Genomic DNA, 18311 nt, shown 5'->3' on the forward strand with positions numbered 1-18311 from the left:
GCGTACCATGACGGGCGTTCGTCCTGCGACAGGAAGGAGCGCGGCCGGTGCCACGCTTGGTCGACCACGAGGTGAGGCGGCGCCAGATCACCGACGCGGCCCGGCGGGTGATCGTGCGCGGCGGTCTGGACGCGGCGACGTTCCAAGCCGTCGCGGCCGAGGCCGGGATGTCGGTGCGCCTGGTGCAGTACTACTTCGGCACCAAGAAGGAGTTCCTGCTCGGCACGCTCGATTCCGTCGTGCACGCGATGGCGGCCAGGTTCACCGTGGAGCTCGAAGGCCTGGGGGCCGAGCCCGAGCCGCGAGTCGCGCTGCGAACGATCGGACGCGCTCTCCTGCCTCTCGACGACATCCGCCGCGACGAGGCCAAAGTCCTCGCCGCATACCAGGCCGCGCGGCTGAGCGGTTCCCAGTCCGTGCCCGCCGAGACGCTCGACCCGGCCGCCCTGCTCGTGCGGACGGCGGCCGAGCACATTCGCCGCGTGCGGGACGACGGACCCGACACACGCGCCGCGACCGAACTCGACGCCGAGCTGTTCACCGTGCTGGTCGCAGGGCTCTCGCAGTCGGTGCTCAGCGGGTTCCACTCCACAGAGAGGGCCGCGGAACTTCTCGACCACACCGTCGACCGCGTCCTGGGGTCGGGCGGCGGCTAGACCCACACCTCGCGCAGCTCGGCGCGGCCGCGCGCGATGACGTCGAGGACGGGCGCGATGTCGGCGCCGGGCGGCCAGGGCGCGAGGTCGTCGGCGACGGGCTCGGGCGTGGTCAGCCACTCCAACAGCGCGTCGAGGGCCGGCTCTCCCGGCTCCAGCGTCGCCGGGTCGACGCGGTAGGGCGTGGCGTCCTCGCCGCCGAGCGTCGTGATCAGCGCGGCGTACCGCACCAGGCAGGGCGCGCACGTGCCGCAGTTGACGACCGCGCCCTCGGCCGACTTCGGCGCCGCGCAGGAAACCGTCGTGAAAAAGCCGGCCGGGTCGGCGCCCGCTTCCAGGGCTTCCCGGCAGGTCTCGCCCTTCGTCAGGTAGGCGAGGGGGTTGACGACGCGGTGCGGGAGGGCCAGGTGGCGCAGGACGACGTTGAGGCGCGCGAGCGTCACCGGATGCGCCGCGCGCACCCCGCCCGAGGGCGGCCACGCCGCGATGAGGCCGTTCTCGGGCACCCGCAGGTTGCGGATCCGGTGGCTGGAGCAGACCAGCAGGCCCGCCGCGAGGAACAGCAGCCCGCGCGTGCGGCCGCCCGTCGGGACCGTCAGCGACGCCAGCCGCGTCGGCGGCACCCCGAGGTCGGTGGCCAGCCTCCGCTGCACCGGACCGAGGCGGCGGTGGCCGCGGCGGTCGACGAGGACCAGCGGGCGGTCGGCGACGGTCGTGCCGTGGCAGAAGGAGTCGAGGCCACCGGTGAAGGCCACGACAGCGTCGGCTCGGCGGCCCCACCCCGGCACCTCCGGCGACCAGTACGAGCTGCCGCCGCGCACCTCCAACGCCCACTCGTCGCCGGTCAGGTGGCCGAGGAGTCGCGACAGCATCGGCAGCGCCCGCCCCCACCTGGCGGTGTCGACCACGGGCAGGCTGACGGTGATGGACCGGGGGGAGCCGTCGGCCGTGGGCTCCGCGAGGCGGTCGGCGGTGTGGATCGCGTTGGCGAGGAGGAACAGGTCGACGGCCGTCTGCGCCGGTGGGCTGTGCATCGCGCCGGCCAGCCGCGTGACGCCGGCGCTGACCTTGCGGCCGTTCACCGGGCGCACCGGCAGCGGCACCGGTGTCCAGCCGGGACGCGGCGACACCCGCGAACCGGCGAAGTCGAACCTCACGCCGCTTCACCCCTCTCGCAGTCCACCCGGCGGCGGGGCGGGCTGGGCCCGCCGCGAGAAGTCTGCCGGATGGGGGTGACGGGATGGGGGAGGGTGGGGGTGCGGTCGGGCACGGCCGCGGTGGCTCCGGGGGCACCGGCGGCCGTGCCCGGGTCTCTCAAGGGGACTCGCGGCGCAAACGTCGCCGACTCGGGCGGTGAGTGCGCAGGGTGTTCTCCCGTCGCCGGTGGCGGGTGAGGAGGAGCCCGAGCCGGAACTCCACGGGGGATGAGCGTTGCGGTATCGAGAACGGCGGCAGGGTCGAGACGGTCATGACGCGGCCTCCCCGGTGGTCGCGGAGCCGGGCCTGGGGTCGGGGTCCTCGTCGTCGGTGTGTTGAAGTTGCGCGGCTTCGATGGCGGCGAGGCGGTCGAGGAGGTGGATGTAGAGGGCGCACGGGCCGGGGACGTCGCAGGTCGGGCAGACGCCCGCCCAAGGGTCGTGAAGGTGGAGGCGGAACTGGGTGTAGGCCAGGTCGGTCTCGGCGACGAGTGAGGTGTGGCGGTGAGAGTTCATGACGGGCCCTCCGGAAACCCGGCGCCGCCGTTCTTCTGCCAGCGGAGGTAGAGGATTCCGCCGCCGGCCCAGAGCAGGCCGAAGCCGCCGCAGATGATCAGGAGTCCGAGGCCGATCGGACCCGGTATGGGGGACGGCGGGAGGAGATCCCCGGTGGCGAGGAGTTCGGTCGTGGCGATCGCCCACTCGCGGATGGAGAACCAGCGCGGCCAGGGGAAGAAGTGGCCGAGAAGGTTCTCGAAGCCGAGGACGTAGACGAGGAAGGCGATGAAGGCGGGACGACCGAAAGTGGCGACTGCGGTCGCGAAGGCCGAGTACGCCAGGGTCGTGACGAGGGCGAGGGCCGCGTACGTCCACAGTGCCCGGGTGGAGAAGTCGGCGGACATGGCGCCGATGACGAAGGCGGGTGCGGCGACGTTCGGGATGGTGACGAGGAGGAGGACGCGGAAGGTGAGGACGGCGGGGTAGTCGCGGTAGGGGGAGTTCCAGTACTCGACGCGCCAGGCGAGCATGAGTTTGACCTCGTTGTAGGCGGCGAAGGCGCAGACGAGGGGGACGAAGATCGTGAAGGTGAAGAGGACGGCATCGGCGGGGGACGCGGTGAGGGCGAAGACGAGGGTGGAGATGAGGGCGAGCAGGTAGAGGGGGTCGTGGCGGCGCTGGTCGTGGAGACGGCGGCGGACGTAGAGGCGCGTGGTCATGACGCACCGCCGGAGTAGTCTGCGGAGTACGCAGAGTTGGATGCCCGCATCGCGGGTTCCTCCTTTGGCTCTGTGGATCGGGGCGGGCTGCGGTTTCTGAGGCCTAGTTGGCCCGCCCCGATCGTTTATCTGGGTCGTGACACCGGTCGTGACCTCGAAAGATCACCCTTCGTAACAGGTGTCACACGGGCATCATTGCATAGCGCACTAATTAGCACAAGGCCCTGTAGTATGCGTGTCGTGGGCAAAAACCAGGCACTATCGCTTCGTTCGCAATGGCTGGGTGAGCGCCTTCGGGCCGCTCGGGCGAGGCTCGGCTACACGCTTCGGGACGTGGCTGAGTACGTAGGTCTCGACTTCACGACCATCGGCCGCTTCGAGCGCGGTACCCAGATCATCCGGCCCGCCTACGTCCGCGACCTCATCGCGTTCTACGGCATCTCCGACGAGCTAGAGCGCGATCGACTGCTACGGCTGAACGAGGACGCATGGCGGAAGGACTGGTGGAACGGCGACACCAGCGATCTGGACGTGGGGTTCATCGACTACACCTGGCTCGAAGCGCGGGCCGAGCGGATCTGGTTGTTCGAGTCGACCTTGTTCTCGGGTCTGCTTCAGACGGCGGAGTACACGCGTGCGGTCACGGTGGCCGGGTTGCCCGGCGCCAACGAGGAGACCATCGAACGGATGGTGGAGTTGCGCCTTACTCGGCAGCGCATCCTCACGGGTGAGGCTCCAACTCATCTCTCGATGGTCGTTGAAGAGCACGCCTTGCACCGGCCGATCGGTGGTGTCGGCGTGCAGCGGCGACAGCTCCAGCATTTGCTCAACCGCGCCGAGGAGCCGAACATCGACGTCCGGATCCTGCTGCCGGAGGTTGGTTGGCACTTCGGTAATGCCGGACCTTTCATCATCTTCGGGATGCCCGACCCCTACCCGGACGTGGTCTACCTCGAAGGGATCGTGGGCCGCACTTTCCTTGAAGAAGAGGAGACCGTCGATACCTGCAAGCGTGGATACGATGACCTCCACCGGGCATCACTGTCGCCCGAGAAGTCGCGAGAGCTGATCGCAGCTGTCCTGAAGGGACTCACATGAAACCCCTCGCCTGGCGAAAGAGTTCCCGCAGCGCCAACAGTGCAGGTCAGTGTGTTGAGGTAGCCGTTTACCAAGAGCGCGTCATGGTCCGGGACAGCAAGAACCCCGAGGGGGCGGTGCTCGCCTGTCCTCGGGGCCAATGGGAAGGGTTCGTCGCTAGTAGCTGTCAGCCTCGGCGATGACTCCGTCGATGTAGGCGTTCTCCGCCAGAGGGTCGAGCTTCTCCTCGCTCATGATCGCGTACACCAGCAGGAAGCACATGCTGAGCACCTCTTCACCGCTGAGCGGCTCGATCAGCGAGGGGTCGCCGGTGATGGCCGCGCGGATCAGCAACTCGGCATGCAGTGGCTTGACCCCACCCGAGCTGTTACGAAAGCGGACCAGAAGATTGTCGGCGTACGCCTTGATCTCCTCCAGGGATGCCGAGGTGAACCGACGGCGTGCCGCCTCGGCGAGTGCAGCGGAGATGAGTGCGGTCACCCGCCGGTCGCCGAGCCGGTCGACGATCTCATCTGAGACCTCCTCGCCCTGGGTGATGGTCTGCCGCAGCAAGGTCACATCGTCATTCATCGTGCCTCCATCGGTTCGAAGCCGCCGTTGCCTTCTTGATCTTCCCCACGACCTTTGTGCCTACCGCGGTCCCCAAGAGGACCAGGTTCAGTATCTGCCCGGCGTCGGGGGCGGGTGTGGGCGGCGCCTGTATCACCGGGTGGTGACGATGGCCGACCTCGACGGATATCGTCTCGCCTGAGCCTGTCGCCGGAGGCAACTCGTCTGCCTTCTCGATGTTCACGAGGCTGACCAGGTCCTTGCCGAGGGTCTTCGAGGCGTCGTCCACCTGATCGGCTTTCGTGGTGATCATGCTGAAGAGGGACTTCTGCTCGACCTGCTCCTTCGACCGTTTCAGCAGCTCCTCCCCCGACGGCTTCGCGATGTCCGCGTTCCTCGAGCCCGCACCACTGCCGGGACTCAAGATCTCCAGGTACTCGGCCAGGGCCTCGTCGGCCGCGACCAGCTTCGCCACCGTGAACTCGTTCCCGCTCTGGGCGCGCCTCCACAGATCCAGCCCGTCACCGGCCAGGCCGTGGTTCGCGCCGGCCAGCGCGTCCTCCGCCTCGGCCAATGCCGCGGTGGCCTCGTCGGCGGCGTTGGCCGTTAAACCGATCGCGGTCTGGATCGCCCCACGCACCGAGACAAGCTGCGCCACGACCTCCCCAAGCGCCATCAGGCCACCGTCGCCAAGTACTCGTCGAACTTCCCCGACCCGTCCCGCAGCAGCCCCGCGAACTCCTCGCACGCCTCGACGGCCTGCGCCAGCTCGACCTCCGCCGACACCGCCCGCGGGTTCATCGCACCCTTCAGCGCCGTCATCAAAACCGGCCGCGCCTGCTCGATCTCACCCCTCGCCGCCTCCAGGGCCGCTACCGCGGCCTGAGCTGAGTCCTGAGCGGCCCGAATCCCGTCCCGTACCTCATCCATCCCCACGCCCGGACCCTACCGTCCGTCCCACAACGAGGAAACCAGCGCTACGTCGCCCCGTCCTCACTGAAAGCACCGGATTCTCGACCGCGCCCGTCTCCCGCCGACCTCAGCGTTCGGGGGAGTTCCCCGACATCCGTCGGCGAATTCCACTCTGTGGACGGTGGTGACGGAATTCTCCGGCGTGAACTCCGTCGCTCTCCTGGCGCGGGTTCACCGAACGGCGTTAGGGTGCCCTTTCGTGCACTGCATGCTTCGGGCGGGGCTCTCAAATGGCGCTATAAACGCAGAGTAATCGTCGCCGGGCGATTACCGGTCCGTCCGAAGGGTTCGCCGAGGGTCTCGGTACGGGTGCTGCGCTCGTCCGTCAGGCGCACTTCCCCTCCGTGTCGGCAAGATCGGTGAACTATATGTATTTGGCGGGGCCGCAACTTCCTCTTAGATGGTGGCGTGTCGGCATTGCCAAGCCGTCACTGGTATTGATGGGGATCGTTATCTCGAACATGGTGGAAAGCGTGAAGGACTGGACTGAGGTCGTCGGCGGGATGCCGTCGGTCATCGTGCGGATGCAGGGGCGGTCGGCTGTCGTGGCCGCCGAACTCGATGAGGGGGAGTGCGCCCGTCGTGGGGACGGGCCGGGGCTGGAGGGTTTCGAGGCTCTCGACTTGCTGATGTCCTTGCCGCAGGGGGAATCCGTGCCCGAGGCGGTGCTGTCGCAACCGCAGCGCGAGCTCCTCGACGGCATGCCCGAGTGGGCGGTCGAACGATCCGCCGGCGGTGTCGTGCGCTTGTGCAGGGTCCCGTTGCGGCCGCTGGTGGCCGTGGCGTTCACCCGCAGGTGGGCGCCCGGTTTGCGGACGGCGCACGTGTTCTCGTCGATGTGCGCGCAGGCCGTCGTCCTGCCCACGGAGCCGACCGACCCGCTGGTGGCCATCGAGGCCGACCAGTACGGCGTGGGCCTCGGTGTCGGCGCGGCCGGGCAGCCGGTGCGCTCGATCGTCACGCCGGAACCGTTCCGGCTGCGGCGGCACTCGGTGGCGCGCTGGTGGTTCGCCGAGCACGTCTACGGACTGCTCGCCGCCCAGAAGCGCAGGGCGCTCGGCGCCGGCGACAGCGAACTGGCCGAACGCCAGCGGCTCGACCAGCGCCTGTAGCCCGCGAGGGAGTCGCGGCAACGGTTGTGCCACCAGGCAGCACGGTATGCGGGTTCGACGTAGTGGAACTCGCCGAGTAGCCCGGTCAGGTGGAACTGGGCGTGGGCGGCGGCCTCGTGCGCCATCCGGTCGGACGATGCGGTGAAGCGGTCGAGGCGGCGGCCCTGGCAAACGGGGCAGGAACATGGAGGGGCGGCGGCGTTGGCGAACACGACGGCCAGCGACCGCCCGTCCTTCCAGGTGAACAACTCCGGCAGGTAGACGTGCGGTGGGCGGCGGCCCATGCGCCGATCGCCTGCCAGGACGGGGATCCAGGCGTGCCGGTGGGCCGAGGTGGCGCCCAGTGAGGCGAAGCCGGCACCGTGCACGAGAGCGTCGAAGGCGGCCAGGTCGGTCCGCAGCACGCTGAGACCGGGGAAGCTCTCGACGAGGGCGCGCAGCCTGCGGGCGGCTCCCCAGGAGTCCAGCGGATCCCGGACGGCACCGAGCATGAGGGCCGTGGGAATCCTGATGTCCCACAGGGCCTGGCGCAGCGTCGCGTAGTGCGGCGGGCGCAGCCAGCCGAAGTGCAGCGGCAGCAGGCAGACGGTGTCGTCGCGGTCGAGGCGGGCGGTGGCGCTCAGCGCCGAGACGAGCGCGCCGAGATCACCGGCCCCGACGAACAGCGTCGGGGTGAGTGCGACGGTGGCACCGGCGTCGAGTTGCGCGTCGAGCAGTTCGGCCAGGGGAACGCGATGCAGGCCGTCGCCGTATTCGAAAGGCGCGTCGAAGCTCGCGACGCCTTTCTCGTATCCGCCGGTGTCGAGCAGGATCGGCGCCTCGAAGCCCTCCTCGCGCAACTCCGCGAGTCTCGTGCGGGCGTGTTCCCCGGCGAGCACGAATCCGCCGTGCTCGGGGCTGACCTGCGTCGACAGGATGTGCGGCAGCGCGCGTTTTCGGCCGCCGACATGGGTGAGGACACGGCCGTCGAGGGCGTGCAGGGGCGCGTCCGCGGCTTGCGCCCACCACGGACCGGGACGCTTTCGGCCGCCCATGCCCACTCCCAATAGTCCACATTGGAGAAACACAGTGTGTGCGCCGAAGCGTTGCACGGGAAGGGAAGTGTCACCGATCCGTCATCAAGAGTGACGCGGCGATACTCAGGAAACTCACAGGACGAGACGCCCTTTAGCGATCGTTAAGTCGTTATGGTCGAAAAACCTCAAAGGCGCGTCCGGTACACGCGCCTCCACAATGGAGACAGGAGTTCTCGTGACCCGAATGGCACGGAAACTAATGGGACTGGCGGGAGTGGCCCTCACCGGTCTTTTAATCGCCGGCTTCGCCGCGGCCCCGGCGCAGGCTGACACCACCGACGGCGGCATCACCCCCGATGTCGTCGGCGGAACCCCGGCCGACCAGGGTGAGTATCCCTGGATCGTGCGGCTGTCGATGGGCTGCGGAGGCGCGATGTACGCCGCCGACGTCGTCTTGACCGCCGCGCACTGCGTCGACGGAACCGGCGCGGACACCTCGATCGGAGTCACCGCCGGGGTCGTCGACCTCGAAGACCCCGCCGCGGTCACCGCGCAGTCCACCTACGTCCTGCAGGCTCCCGGCTACGACGGGAACGGCAAGGACTGGGCCCTCATCAAGCTCGACACGGCTCTCGACGGCATCCCGACACTGCCGATCGCGACCACGGCCGAGTTCGACCAGGGCGACTTCACCATCATGGGCTGGGGAGCCGACAGCGAGGGCGGCGCGCAGCAGCGCTACCTGCTCGAAGCGACGGTTCCGTTCATCGACGACACCGCCTGCGCCTCGGCGTACCCGAGCCTGATCGCCGCCGAGGAGATCTGCGCCGGGCTCGACGAGGGCGGCGTCGACACCTGCCAGGGCGACTCGGGCGGGCCGATGGTCGGCACCGACGCCAGTGGTGAGTGGGTCCAGATCGGCATCGTCAGCTGGGGTGAGGGTTGCGCGCGGCCGGGCAAGCCGGGCGTCTACTCCCAGGTGAGCAACTTCGCCGACGACATCGCGGCGGCCGCCGCGGAGTTGCCGAGCAGTTGACCGGTAAGACCGGGCCGCGTCCTTGTGTGAGGGGGCGCGGCCCTTTTCGTGTGTCAGGACAGCATTCCGCGCACCACGACGCCGATCTGGCGTTCGGGCGCCCAGTCGGGGTCGGGCGCGGCGAGCTGGTTGCTCAACAGTCCGTCCAGAGTGGACAGCAGGGCCCAGAGGTCGCCGGCCGGGTCGGTCGAGCCGAGGCCGGCGATCCACGGCACGCCCCACTCCTCCAGTAGCCGGCGGTCGGCGGCGATCCGTTGCTGCAACGGCGGACTGTGCGCGGCCTCCAGGAAGATCGCGTGCCGCGCGAGGGTCATGACGCGGCCGGGCCCGGTGGCCAGTCCGCGGGCCATGGCCGCGATCAGGCCGGTGAACTCCTCCGCCGACGTCGGCTTCGGCGCGCCCGCGAGCCCCTGCCACGCCTCCCGCTCCATCTCCTGGAGCCGGCCGAGCACGCCCTCGACCAGCGCCTCCCGGGTGCGGAAGACGTTCGAGGTGGCGCCCATCGGCAGCCCCGCCTCGGCGTCGACCGTCCGGTGCGTGAGCTGCCGCAGCCCCCGGTTGCCGAGCACCGAGATCGCCGCGTCGAGCACGACCCGCCTTCTGTCCGCCATGAGACCGATACTACAGGTGTAGTCAGCGGGACTACATCTGTAGTACGGTCGGGGCATGACTAGGACAGCGGCCGTCGTCGGCGGCGGGATCGGCGGCCTCGCGGCGGCGATCGGACTTCAGGCAGCGGGCTGGGACGTCGTCGTGCACGAGCGCGCCGACGCCCTGCCCGACAAGGGAACCGGCCTCGGGATCTGGCCCGACGCCCTCGACGCGCTCGACCGGCTCGGCCTCGGCGCGCGCGCCCGCGAGGTGGGCCTGGCGCAGGTCAACGGCACGATCCGGCGGCCCGACGGCTCGCGCATCGGCATCCTCGACGTCGAGAGCATGCGCGAACCGGTCCACCTGCTCACCCGCCCCGAACTCCTCGGCCTGCTCGCCGAGGGGCTCAAGCCCGGTGTCATCCGCTTCGGCTCCAACATGACGGATCTCGACACCCTGCGCGCCGAGCACGACGTCGTCGTCGGCGCCGACGGGATCCGCAGCGGCGTGCGAACGGCGCTGCTGGGCTCGCGGCACACGCTCAAGTACGCCGGGGGAGTCGTGTGGCGCGGCGCGGCCGACATCACGGTCCCCGCCGGCGGCGAGACCTGGGGTCGCGGCCGCAAGTTCGGCATCACGCCGCAAAGCGGTGGCACCACGAACTTCTACGCCGTCCTTTATGGACCGCCCGAGCTCGGCGCGCACGGCGGACTGGAGATCCTGCCCGAACTCTTCGGCGACTGGCACGACCCCGTGCCGGCGGTCCTGGCCGCCATCGATCCCTCGACCGTGCTGCGCCACGAACTGCACTACCTGGGCCCGCCGCTGCCGAGCTACGTGCACGGCAACGTCGCGCTCCTCGGGGACGCCGCCCACGCCATGACGCCCGACCTGGGACAGGGTGCCTGTCAGGCGCTCATCGACGGCCTCGTCCTCGCCGAATGCCTTGCCGCGCAAGAGGACCCCCGCGCGGGCCTGGCCGCCTACGACGCGCGCAGGCGGCGGCCGTCGCAGCGGGTCGCGGCGATGGCCCGCCGGGTCGGCGGGCTCACGGCGTGGCGCTGGACGGGCCTGCGCGACCTCGTCGCCAAGGTCGCGCTGAAGGCCGGACCGCCGAGCTAGACGGACTCCTGAGTGAAGAAGCCCTTCGCGCGCAGCCGGCTCGCCTCGTCGTCGAGGATGTCGCCGGGCCGGTTGCCGTAGCCCAGAAGCGCGCCGGCCCAGCGCATTCCCATGTACTGCGCGGAGATCCGCAAAGTCCCGATCAACGGGTCGGCGGTGGAGAAGTCCTCGTCGCTGATCGCGCTGACCGCCCACATCGTCTTGCCGGCCATGGCCGGGCGGAAGTCGGCGCCGGGCACGCGCAGCCAGGCCGACCAGTAGTCGAGGTAGCGCTTGACGCTCGCCGAGACGCTGTACCAGTACAGGGGCGAGACGATGACCAGGTCGGTCGCCGCAAGCGTCGCCTTGAGGAGGGTCTCCTCGGCGCCCGAGGGCCAGACGTAGGCGTTGCCGGCGGCGTGCCGGGAGTCGACGAAGTCGGGCAGGCGCAGCTCTTCGAGGTCGAGCCAGGTCTGCTCGGCCCCGGCGGGCAGGTCCTCGGCGGCGAGGCGGGCGAGGGCCTCGGTGTTGCCGCCGGGACGGGAGCTGCCGAGGATGAAGACGAACTTGCGGGTCACGGGGAATCCTCCACGTCGTATGTGCAGGCAATATATGCGCGCGCAAGTAACTATGTCAAGAGTCAGGCCACGCACTCCAGCAGTGCGTTCAGGAGCGCGTCGCGACGCCGGTCGGGCCACCCCGCCTGCAGGTCGTTCATCGCGTAGGACACGCCGATCCCGTGGGAGGGCCACGCCACGTGGATCGACCCGCCCGCACCGGCGTGGCCGAAGGCGTCGGCGACGGGACCAAGCGCGCCCGGCGCGGCCTCCAGTTCGAGGCCGAAGCCGTAGCGAAGCGGCGCCCCGCCGAGGGCGACGTCGACGGTGCGGCCCAGCTCGGTCCGGCCGAAGGCCAGCGTCTCCGGCGACAGCAGGCGCACGCCGTCGAGTTCGCCGCCACGCGCGAGGGCGCCGTAGAACCGTGCCATGGCGCGGGGTGTGGCGATCGCGCCGACGCCCGGGATCTCGGCCCGCTTCCACGCGGCGGTGTTCCAGTGCGCGGCGTCGGTGCCCCAGGTCGGCGGGTTCCACCAGATCGCCTCGATGAACTCGACGACCTCCGGTGAATGCGTCCACTCAGGACGGACGGTCAGCTCCGGTGCGATCGTCACGTCGGCGACGCGGTGCAGATCATGCCGTGGGACACCGATCCAGGCGTCGAGGCCGAGCGGTCCGGCGATCTCCTGGGCGACGAAGCCGCCGATGGAGCGCCCGTCGACGCGCCGCATGATCGCGTCGGCGAGCCAGCCGATGGTGTAGCCGTGATAGTTCATCACGGCGTGCTCGCCCCGCTCCTGCGGCTGCGCGGCGAGGCGGGCGGCCATGGCGACGGGGTCGAGCTGGTCGTCGTAGGTGACCGGGCCGCGCACGGCGGGAAGGCGCGCGCGGTGCGACATCACCTCGGCGACGGTCACGTGTCCCTTGCCCTCGGCGGCGAACTCGGGCCAGTACTTCGCGACCGGCGCGTGCGGGTCGAGGCGGCCGTCGTCGACGAGCATCAGCATCGCCACGGCGACCAGCGCCTTGCCACCGGAGAAGATCCGGGTCGCGGTGTCCTGGCACCACGGGATTCCCGGTGCGGCGACGCCGCCCCACAGGTCGACGACCGGGCGGCCGTCGAGGGTCACGGCGACGGCGGCGCCGAGGGTCTCGCGCTCGGTGAAGTTGGCGTGGAAGGCGTCGGCGACCGCTTCGAATCCGGGCGCGACGAGACCGTCGAGGTGGGGCATCGCGTGATCGTATGGTGCGCGAGCATTAGATGTACGCGCATGAGAGCCGCGTCACGACGACGGCTTACCAGGCGCCTTTCATCGGGAAGGAGGTCCAGCCGTTCAGGCGCAGCGGCCGGCCGGGCGGCAGCGCGGGCTCCAGCGGCGCATCGAGCGAGAGGCCGGCCCAGTCGACGACGTAGGGGCCTTCCGTCGGCTGCTCGGGCACCATGGCGACCAGGTCGCGCACCGTCGTGGCCTCGCCGGGCCGGTGGATCTCCAGGGTCAACCGCACGTGGTCGCCGAGGAGGTCGCGATGGTCCGGGTCGTATTCGGCGAGGGCCGCGTCGGCCGCCTCGCGAGCCTCGGCGAGTGAGCCGAACAGGCGGCGCACCTCCCGCCATTCGGAGTTGGTGAACCTGCCTTCCTCACGCAGGTGGGCGAACCCGTGGCGGCGCCCGGGACGGGCGGGCGTCTCGGGCGCTTCGGCTTCGAGGCCTTCGAGGCAGGTCCCGGCGAGCTCGTCGCCCGGATCCCTGCGCAGCGCCTCCCGGCAGGCGGCGACGGCTCCGCTCCGGTCGCCCGACCAGGAGAGCGCGTGCCCGAGTTGCAGCGGCACGAGCGGATCGGCGGGGTCGGCGAGGAGTGCGGCGCGGGCGGCGGCCGCCGACGCCGTGGCGAGTGCCCGGCTGACGCCTTCCTCGTCGTCGTCGGCCATTCCGTCGAGCGGGGGGCCCTCGTAGTCGTAGTCCCAGCCGGCGTTGAGGTCATCGGTGACATCGATGCACAGGCGCAGTTCGAGAGCAGCGACAGTGGACCGTCCGATGGCGACGGTGGCGGCCGTGTCGGTGTCCTGCGGCGTGGACTCGCGCGCGGCGGTGTCGTAGAGCGCGCGGGCTCCGGTGAGCAGATCGGCGACCTCGTCGGTGCGGAGGTCGTGTTCGAGGCGCATCGCAGCGGCGGCGAGCAGTTCGCCGGCGCGGATGAGCGAGTCGGGGATCGCCATGGCGGCAGGCTAACCCGCCGCCGCCCGCGTCAGGCCGGCGAGACGAAGTGGTGCAGGTGTGCGGGCTCCCCCGACGGCGTCAGCCAGTCGCCCGGTCCACTGTGGACCCGAAGCCAGCCCGCACGCTCGTACAGCGCGATCGCCGCCGCGCCACCGGCCTCCACGTCGAGTACAGCCCGCGCTCCCCGCTCGGCCGCCATCTCCACCGCCGCGTCCAGCAGCAGCCTCCCGAGTCCGTGGCCGCGCCCGGAGGGCGCCACGAACAACCTGACCACCGCCACCACCGGCGTGTCCCCGACCTCGGCCAGCACCTCGCCGGGAAGCCCTTCGGCCTCACCGATCCCGGTCTGCCCGACGACCTTCCCGCCGGTCTCGGCGACGCGGGAGTCGAGCAGCTTCGGCGGGGTCAGCCACGCCGCCGGGTCCTGCGGCCAGTTCACCGGGTAGGCGTCCGACTCGTGCACCTCGCGCAGCGCGGCGACGAGGGCGGGCAGGTCGGCGGTCCGGCGGGGGCGAATGATCACGGCCCGATCCTGGCACGCCCGCCTCAGGCGCCGTCGGCGGCCTGTTTCGCCGAGCGCGGCTCGAAGGCCGGCCTGGTCAGGTCCAGCAGGAGATCGAGTCCGCCCCGGGCGGTGCTCCCGGGCGCGGCGCTGTACATCAGCACGCGCTGCCCGGAGTCGTCGGGAAGGACCATGTTCTCGAAGTTGAGCTCCATCTCGCCGACCAGCGGATGGTGCAGCGCCTTCACACCGAAGGTGCAGGTCCGCACCGGGTGCTTGGCCCACAGCGCGGTGAACTCGGCGCTCTTCATCGACAGCTCGCCGATCAGCTCGGCCAGTGCCCGGTCCTCGGGGTTCTCCCCGGCGACCATCCGCAGCGAGGCCACCGCGACCCGCGCCTCCTCTTCCCAGCGCGGGTACAGCTCCTGGGTGTGCGGGTCGAGGAACAGCAGGCGGGCCAGGTTCGGCCGGTCACCGAAGGCGAGGTGCCCGGCCAGAAGCGCGTGCCCCATGCGGTTCCAGGCCAGCACGTTCGTGCGCCGGTCGAGGACCGCCGCCGGCACGCCCTCCAGCGAGTCGATGAGCTGCCGGGTCGCCGGGCGGGCGGTCTCGGCCCGCGCCGCCGCGGTCCGGCGGCGCTTCACCGGCCGCGCGAGGTGCAGCAGGTGGGCGCGCTCGTCGTCGTCGAGCCGCAGGGCCCGGCCGATCGCGTCGAGCACCGAGTCGGAGGCGTTCAGGCTCTGCCCCTGCTCCAGCCGCGTGTAGTACGCGACGCTGACCCCGGCGAGCTGCGCGAGCTCCTCGCGGCGCAGCCCCGGCACCCGCCGCCGCGCGCCGTAGGAGACCAGGCCGGCGTCGTCGGGGTTGAGCCGGGCGCGCCGGGTGCGCAGGAAGTCGCCGAGTTCGCTCATGGCTCCAGTATTCGCCGAAGATCACCCTCGCCGCCACCGCGAGCCTGACCCTGGCGGTGGTAGGAAATCCGGGTGTCTGGCAGCGCCTTCGCCGTCGGCCCAACATCGTCATCGACACATCCGGCAAGGCCCTGAAAGGCGAAGACGATGACGACGGTGCTGGCACCCTCCCCGACCGACACCCGCATGACCGGACGCGGCAAGGCCGTCCTGGTGGTGCTCCTGCTGGCCCAGTTCATGCTGGCCGTGGACTTCTCCATCCTCAACGTGGCGCTCCCGGTGATCGGCGACGGTCTCGGCTTCACGCTGGCCAACCTCCAGTGGATAGCCACCGGCTTCGCCCTCGCCGCCGCCGGTTTCACCCTCCTCGCCGGACGGGTCGCCGACCTGTTCGGCAGACGCAGACTCTTCATCGGCGGCATGGCCGCCCTGGGTATCGCCTCCCTCGTCGGCGGCCTGGCCACGACCCCCGAGATCCTGCTCACCGCCCGCGTCGTCCAGGGCCTGGCCACCGCCGTGGTCACCCCCGCCGGCCTCGCCCTGCTGACCACGTCCTTCCCCGAGGGGCCCATGCGGTCGAAGGCCCTCGGCCTCAACGGCGCCCTCATGTCGGCCGGCTTCACCACCGGCGCGATCCTCGGCGGCCTGCTCACCGACCTGCTGAGCTGGCGCTGGGCCTTCTTCATCAACGTCCCCGTCGCCGCCGCCGTGCTCATCGCCGCGCCCATGCTCATCACCGAGAGCCGCTCGGCGGTCCGCAAGCTCGACGTTCCCGGCGCGATCACCGTCACCGGCGGGCTCCTCGCGATCGTCTACGCGCTCACCGTCGCCGGCGAGCACGGCTTCACCGACCCCCTCGCGCTGGGCTCCTTCGCCCTCGGCGCCGTCCTGCTGGTCGTCTTCTGGTTCGCCGAGAAGCGCTCGGCGGCGCCGCTGGTGCCGGTCGGGATCCTCAAGCGCCGCACGGTCATCTGGGGCAACCTCGCCGGGCTGATCGCCTTCGCCACCGAGACCTCCCTGGTCTTCCTGATGACCCTCTACCTCCAGGAGGTCCTCGGGTACTCCGCGCTGGCCACCGGCCTCGCCTTCGGCGTCCTCGGCGCCGGGACCGTCGTCGGCGGTGTGATGGGGGCGCGCGTCATCGCCCGCATCGGCACCCGCTCGGCTCTCGTGTGGGGGCTGGCCGTCCAGGCGGTCGCCACGGCGTCCCTGGTGCTCCTTGGCGCCGACCGGGGCTGGCTGACCCTCCTGCTGGCCGCGACCTTCCTCGGCGGCGTCGGGAACATGGTCGCCATCGTCGGCTTCATGGTCACCGCGACCTCCGGCCTCCCCGACGGCGAGCAGGGCCTGGCCACCGGCCTGGCCACGATGACCCAGCAGGTCGGCATCACCATGGGCATCCCGGTCATGAGCGCCATCGTCGCGGCCCGCACCCTCGGCGGCGCCGACGTCCTCGGCGGAGTCGGCACGGCCGTCCTGGTCAACGCCGCCCTCGTCCTGGCCGCCGCCGGCGTGGTGGGGGTGATGCTCAGGACCAAGCGATAGCCGTCACCCGGACGCGGGCACCCCATTGGGTGCCCGCGTCTACGCTGCCGTCCATGGGTTACGACGCCTACGCCCTCATCGCCGACTGGCCCGCCCTCGTCGCCGCCCGCCGCGAACACGAGGGCGACGACCTGTGGTGGGCCGTCCGCGAGGAACTCCCCTTCCTGACCGTGCGCGACTTCGTCGGCGGCTGGGCCTTCCAGGCCGCCGCGTTCGTCTACGAACAGCTCCGCGCGGCCCTCACCCCCGACCTGCTCGCCCGGGTCGACCCCCTGCTCGGCGCCCTGCTCGCCGACGGCGGACCCGACGACCTCGCCGAGGACGCGGGCCGCGACCTGTCCGGCGCGGTCTACGCGATGCGACCCGAACGGGTCACCGCCCTCGCCGCGACCGACCTCCCCTGGGACCACCTCCGCACCGCCTCGGCCGGCGTCCGCTACATCGACCCCGACCACGTCCGTGACTTCGACACCTTCCGCTGGGTCGTCGACCAGCAGACCGCCTGGCTCGGCGAAGCCCGCGACCGCGGCCGCGGCCTCGCCGTCGTGGTGAGCTTCTAGCGCGAAAGATCCCCTTAAGACCAATCCACCGGCCTCTCGGCGGCGAATCCCTGGCAGACGACCACGGGAGACACGGTGAGACGGCTGCCCGAACGAGAACAGGCCGGCGGAGCCCCGCCGGTCACCCCCGACGACCTCATGCGCCACGTCGCGAAAGGCGACGAGGCCGCCTTCGAGTCCCTCTACGACCTCATCGCGCCACGCGTCTACGGCCTCGCCCGCCGCGTCCTGCGCGACCCGGCCCAGGCCGAGGAGGTCGCCCAGGAGGCCCTGCTCGACGTGTGGCGCCTCGCCGCGCGCTTCGACCCGGCACGCGCCTCGGCGATCTCGTGGATCATGACGCTCACCCACCGGCGAGCCGTCGACCGCGTCCGCAGCTCCCAGTCGCGCGCCGAACGCGAGACCCGCGCCGCCACCGCCGCCGTCGCCATCCCCTTCGACGACGTCACCGAGGAGACCCTCGGCCGGCTCGAACGCCAGCAACTGCGCCGCTGCCTGCGCACCCTCAGCGAACTGCAACGCGAGTCGATAGCGCTCGCCTTCTACGGCGGCCTCACCTACCCGCAGGTCGCCGCGTCGCTCGACATCGCCCTCGGCACGGTCAAGACCCGCATGCGCGACGGCCTCATCCGTCTCCGCGACTGCCTGGAGGTGTCACGATGAGCGAAGACGTGCACGTCCTCGTCGGCGCCTTCGCGCTGGGGGCCGTCGACGACATCGACCGCGCCCGCGTGGAGCGCCATCTCAAACGCTGCCCGTCCTGCGCGGCGGAGGCCGCCGAGCTCACCGCCACCGCCGCCCGGCTCGCCGACGCCACGATCGTCGTCCCGCCCGAACGGCTGCGCGCCGACGTCATGCGCGCGGTCTCCCGAACCCGCCAGCAACCGCCCCGCACGCGGGAAACCCCGGTCACCCAGGCACCGGTCGTGCGCCGCTGGCGGGCCCGCACGGCCGTGGCCGTCGCCGCCGGGATCATCGCCATCGGCACCGCCGGGGTCACCTACGCCGTCCAGGAGGACCGCGTTCAGGACGCCCGCGCCCAGGCCCAGGAGCAGCGCGCCGAGTCCGACCGGATCGCCGCCGTGCTCAGCGCCCCCGACGCCGTCGCCGCGACCACGCCCGCCGCCGACGGCGGAGAGATCTTCGTGGTGCGCTCGGCCTCCCTCGACGCCGCCGTCGTCACCCGCGTCGGCATGCCCGTCCTGCCCTCCGACGAGGCCTACCAGCTGTGGCTGGACGTCGACGGCCACATGACCGACGCGGGGCTGATGCCCGAGGCCACGGCCATCGTCGACGGCCTCGACGCCGCGACCCGCGTAGCCCTGTCGACCGAGCCCGCCGGGGGCTCGCCCAGCCCGACCCACCCGGTCGGAATCGTGAATCTCACATGAGACCAATCCGTTTCCGCAGCGGCTCCGAATGCCTCTTGAGAGAATGAGAATCGTCAAGCCGGATGGGCGCACCGTCATCGGAA

The 18311-nt window shown here is 71.1% G+C and carries 23 protein-coding genes; 10 read left to right on the top strand and 13 right to left on the bottom strand.

Annotated elements, in window-relative coordinates:
* Positions 1–47 precede the first annotated feature (47 nt).
* Positions 48–656 (top strand): TetR/AcrR family transcriptional regulator, encoded by a 609-nt coding sequence (locus AB0I28_RS06575; protein ID WP_357490202.1) that lies wholly within the window; start codon positions 48–50, stop codon positions 654–656.
* Here AB0I28_RS06575 and AB0I28_RS06580 read toward each other — a convergent pair.
* The 3 genes from AB0I28_RS06580 to AB0I28_RS06590 all read right to left on the bottom strand — a co-directional run bounded on the left by AB0I28_RS06580 (position 653) and on the right by AB0I28_RS06590 (position 3069).
* Entirely contained in the window at positions 653–1813 is a 1161-nt protein-coding gene (locus AB0I28_RS06580; RefSeq protein WP_357490205.1) for a 7-cyano-7-deazaguanine synthase, read from the bottom strand. The genes AB0I28_RS06575 and AB0I28_RS06580 overlap by 4 nt on opposite strands.
* Before the next feature lie 309 nt (positions 1814–2122).
* Positions 2123–2368, bottom strand: a complete 246-nt coding sequence (locus AB0I28_RS06585; protein ID WP_357490208.1) for a hypothetical protein — start codon at positions 2366–2368, stop codon at positions 2123–2125.
* Entirely contained in the window at positions 2365–3069 is a 705-nt protein-coding gene (locus tag AB0I28_RS06590; protein ID WP_357490210.1) for a hypothetical protein, read from the bottom strand. Before AB0I28_RS06590 ends, AB0I28_RS06585 begins: the two co-directional genes overlap by 4 nt.
* Before the next feature lie 240 nt (positions 3070–3309).
* Between AB0I28_RS06590 and AB0I28_RS06595 the strand changes: the two genes are divergently transcribed.
* The gene (locus AB0I28_RS06595; RefSeq protein ID WP_357490212.1) at positions 3310–4167 is read left to right on the top strand and encodes a helix-turn-helix transcriptional regulator; all 858 of its coding nucleotides are present in this window, start codon (positions 3310–3312) and stop codon (positions 4165–4167) included.
* Positions 4164–4349 carry a DUF397 domain-containing protein gene (locus tag AB0I28_RS06600; protein ID WP_357490215.1) on the top strand — a complete coding sequence of 62 codons (186 nt, stop codon included), beginning with the start codon at positions 4164–4166 and terminating at the stop codon, positions 4347–4349. The genes AB0I28_RS06595 and AB0I28_RS06600 overlap by 4 nt, the downstream gene beginning before the upstream one ends.
* Here the strand turns inward: AB0I28_RS06600 and AB0I28_RS06605 are convergent.
* The 3 genes from AB0I28_RS06605 to AB0I28_RS06615 are packed head-to-tail and all read right to left on the bottom strand — an operon-like array spanning position 4324 to position 5646.
* Positions 4324–4737 carry a hypothetical protein gene (locus AB0I28_RS06605; protein WP_357490217.1) on the bottom strand — a complete coding sequence of 138 codons (414 nt, stop codon included), beginning with the start codon at positions 4735–4737 and terminating at the stop codon, positions 4324–4326. The two genes, AB0I28_RS06600 and AB0I28_RS06605, sit on opposite strands and share 26 nt — an antisense overlap.
* Positions 4730–5392, bottom strand: coding sequence for a hypothetical protein (locus AB0I28_RS06610; RefSeq protein WP_357490219.1), 663 nt, complete (start codon positions 5390–5392; stop codon positions 4730–4732). The genes AB0I28_RS06605 and AB0I28_RS06610 overlap by 8 nt, the downstream gene beginning before the upstream one ends.
* A complete protein-coding gene (locus tag AB0I28_RS06615; RefSeq protein WP_357490221.1) occupies positions 5392–5646 on the bottom strand; it encodes a hypothetical protein in 255 nt (84 codons plus the stop codon). Before AB0I28_RS06615 ends, AB0I28_RS06610 begins: the two co-directional genes overlap by 1 nt.
* A gap of 515 nt (positions 5647–6161) precedes the next feature.
* Here AB0I28_RS06615 and AB0I28_RS06620 point away from each other — a divergent pair.
* Positions 6162–6800 carry a hypothetical protein gene (locus AB0I28_RS06620; protein ID WP_357490223.1) on the top strand — a complete coding sequence of 213 codons (639 nt, stop codon included), beginning with the start codon at positions 6162–6164 and terminating at the stop codon, positions 6798–6800.
* Here AB0I28_RS06620 and AB0I28_RS06625 read toward each other — a convergent pair.
* Positions 6710–7834 carry a hypothetical protein gene (locus AB0I28_RS06625; RefSeq protein ID WP_357490225.1) on the bottom strand — a complete coding sequence of 375 codons (1125 nt, stop codon included), beginning with the start codon at positions 7832–7834 and terminating at the stop codon, positions 6710–6712. The two genes, AB0I28_RS06620 and AB0I28_RS06625, sit on opposite strands and share 91 nt — an antisense overlap.
* Before the next feature lie 226 nt (positions 7835–8060).
* Here AB0I28_RS06625 and AB0I28_RS06630 point away from each other — a divergent pair, with 226 nt between their 5' ends.
* Positions 8061–8852: a serine protease gene (locus AB0I28_RS06630; protein ID WP_357490227.1), complete on the top strand. Its 792-nt coding sequence runs from the start codon at positions 8061–8063 to the stop codon at positions 8850–8852.
* A 53-nt stretch (positions 8853–8905) separates the two neighbouring features.
* On the opposite strand, the gene AB0I28_RS06635 is transcribed toward AB0I28_RS06630, so the two are convergent.
* On the bottom strand, positions 8906–9463 hold the full coding sequence (locus AB0I28_RS06635; RefSeq protein ID WP_357490229.1) for a TetR family transcriptional regulator: 558 nt from the start codon (positions 9461–9463) through the stop codon (positions 8906–8908).
* 55 nt (positions 9464–9518) lie between these two features.
* Between AB0I28_RS06635 and AB0I28_RS06640 the strand changes: the two genes are divergently transcribed.
* Entirely contained in the window at positions 9519–10565 is a 1047-nt protein-coding gene (locus AB0I28_RS06640; protein WP_357490231.1) for an FAD-dependent monooxygenase, read from the top strand.
* Here AB0I28_RS06640 and AB0I28_RS06645 read toward each other — a convergent pair.
* The 5 genes from AB0I28_RS06645 to AB0I28_RS06665 form a co-directional block, all read right to left on the bottom strand.
* Positions 10562–11122, bottom strand: a complete 561-nt coding sequence (locus AB0I28_RS06645) for an NAD(P)H-dependent oxidoreductase (RefSeq protein WP_357490234.1) — start codon at positions 11120–11122, stop codon at positions 10562–10564. The two genes, AB0I28_RS06640 and AB0I28_RS06645, sit on opposite strands and share 4 nt — an antisense overlap.
* Positions 11123–11184: 62 nt before the next feature.
* A complete protein-coding gene (locus tag AB0I28_RS06650) occupies positions 11185–12333 on the bottom strand; it encodes a serine hydrolase domain-containing protein (RefSeq protein WP_357490238.1) in 1149 nt (382 codons plus the stop codon).
* A 64-nt stretch (positions 12334–12397) separates the two neighbouring features.
* Entirely contained in the window at positions 12398–13318 is a 921-nt protein-coding gene (locus AB0I28_RS06655; RefSeq protein WP_357490241.1) for a hypothetical protein, read from the bottom strand.
* A 29-nt stretch (positions 13319–13347) separates the two neighbouring features.
* The gene (locus tag AB0I28_RS06660) at positions 13348–13842 is read right to left on the bottom strand and encodes a GNAT family N-acetyltransferase (RefSeq protein WP_357490244.1); all 495 of its coding nucleotides are present in this window, start codon (positions 13840–13842) and stop codon (positions 13348–13350) included.
* Between the two features lie 23 nt (positions 13843–13865).
* The gene (locus AB0I28_RS06665; RefSeq protein ID WP_357490248.1) at positions 13866–14732 is read right to left on the bottom strand and encodes a helix-turn-helix transcriptional regulator; all 867 of its coding nucleotides are present in this window, start codon (positions 14730–14732) and stop codon (positions 13866–13868) included.
* Between the two features lie 147 nt (positions 14733–14879).
* Between AB0I28_RS06665 and AB0I28_RS06670 the strand changes: the two genes are divergently transcribed.
* From AB0I28_RS06670 to AB0I28_RS06685, 4 genes are all read left to right on the top strand, one after another.
* The gene (locus AB0I28_RS06670; protein ID WP_357490251.1) at positions 14880–16277 is read left to right on the top strand and encodes an MFS transporter; all 1398 of its coding nucleotides are present in this window, start codon (positions 14880–14882) and stop codon (positions 16275–16277) included.
* 53 nt (positions 16278–16330) lie between these two features.
* Positions 16331–16837 (top strand): hypothetical protein, encoded by a 507-nt coding sequence (locus AB0I28_RS06675; RefSeq protein ID WP_357490254.1) that lies wholly within the window; start codon positions 16331–16333, stop codon positions 16835–16837.
* A gap of 75 nt (positions 16838–16912) precedes the next feature.
* Entirely contained in the window at positions 16913–17500 is a 588-nt protein-coding gene (gene sigK, locus AB0I28_RS06680; RefSeq protein WP_357490256.1) for an ECF RNA polymerase sigma factor SigK, read from the top strand.
* Positions 17497–18228, top strand: a complete 732-nt coding sequence (locus AB0I28_RS06685) for an anti-sigma factor (RefSeq protein WP_357490258.1) — start codon at positions 17497–17499, stop codon at positions 18226–18228. Before sigK ends, AB0I28_RS06685 begins: the two co-directional genes overlap by 4 nt.
* Positions 18229–18311 lie beyond the last annotated feature (83 nt).

The sequence above is a fragment of the Phytomonospora sp. NPDC050363 genome (assembly GCF_040655735.1).
Taxonomy (GTDB): domain Bacteria; phylum Actinomycetota; class Actinomycetes; order Mycobacteriales; family Micromonosporaceae; genus Phytomonospora.

Coding starts and splice junctions, on each gene's coding strand:
- AB0I28_RS06625 (WP_357490225.1), bottom strand. CDS start 7,834: ATGGGCGGCCGAAAGCGTCCCGGTCCGTGGTGGGCGCAAGCCGCGGAC.
- AB0I28_RS06585 (WP_357490208.1), bottom strand. CDS start 2,368: ATGAACTCTCACCGCCACACCTCACTCGTCGCCGAGACCGACCTGGCC.
- AB0I28_RS06615 (WP_357490221.1), bottom strand. CDS start 5,646: ATGGATGAGGTACGGGACGGGATTCGGGCCGCTCAGGACTCAGCTCAG.
- AB0I28_RS06605 (WP_357490217.1), bottom strand. CDS start 4,737: ATGAATGACGATGTGACCTTGCTGCGGCAGACCATCACCCAGGGCGAG.
- AB0I28_RS06650 (WP_357490238.1), bottom strand. CDS start 12,333: ATGCCCCACCTCGACGGTCTCGTCGCGCCCGGATTCGAAGCGGTCGCC.
- AB0I28_RS06670 (WP_357490251.1), top strand. CDS start 14,880: ATGACGACGGTGCTGGCACCCTCCCCGACCGACACCCGCATGACCGGA.
- AB0I28_RS06600 (WP_357490215.1), top strand. CDS start 4,164: ATGAAACCCCTCGCCTGGCGAAAGAGTTCCCGCAGCGCCAACAGTGCA.
- AB0I28_RS06635 (WP_357490229.1), bottom strand. CDS start 9,463: ATGGCGGACAGAAGGCGGGTCGTGCTCGACGCGGCGATCTCGGTGCTC.
- AB0I28_RS06685 (WP_357490258.1), top strand. CDS start 17,497: ATGAGCGAAGACGTGCACGTCCTCGTCGGCGCCTTCGCGCTGGGGGCC.
- AB0I28_RS06590 (WP_357490210.1), bottom strand. CDS start 3,069: ATGACCACGCGCCTCTACGTCCGCCGCCGTCTCCACGACCAGCGCCGC.
- AB0I28_RS06655 (WP_357490241.1), bottom strand. CDS start 13,318: ATGGCGATCCCCGACTCGCTCATCCGCGCCGGCGAACTGCTCGCCGCC.
- AB0I28_RS06665 (WP_357490248.1), bottom strand. CDS start 14,732: ATGAGCGAACTCGGCGACTTCCTGCGCACCCGGCGCGCCCGGCTCAAC.
- AB0I28_RS06630 (WP_357490227.1), top strand. CDS start 8,061: ATGGCACGGAAACTAATGGGACTGGCGGGAGTGGCCCTCACCGGTCTT.
- AB0I28_RS06675 (WP_357490254.1), top strand. CDS start 16,331: ATGGGTTACGACGCCTACGCCCTCATCGCCGACTGGCCCGCCCTCGTC.
- AB0I28_RS06610 (WP_357490219.1), bottom strand. CDS start 5,392: ATGGCGCTTGGGGAGGTCGTGGCGCAGCTTGTCTCGGTGCGTGGGGCG.
- AB0I28_RS06640 (WP_357490231.1), top strand. CDS start 9,519: ATGACTAGGACAGCGGCCGTCGTCGGCGGCGGGATCGGCGGCCTCGCG.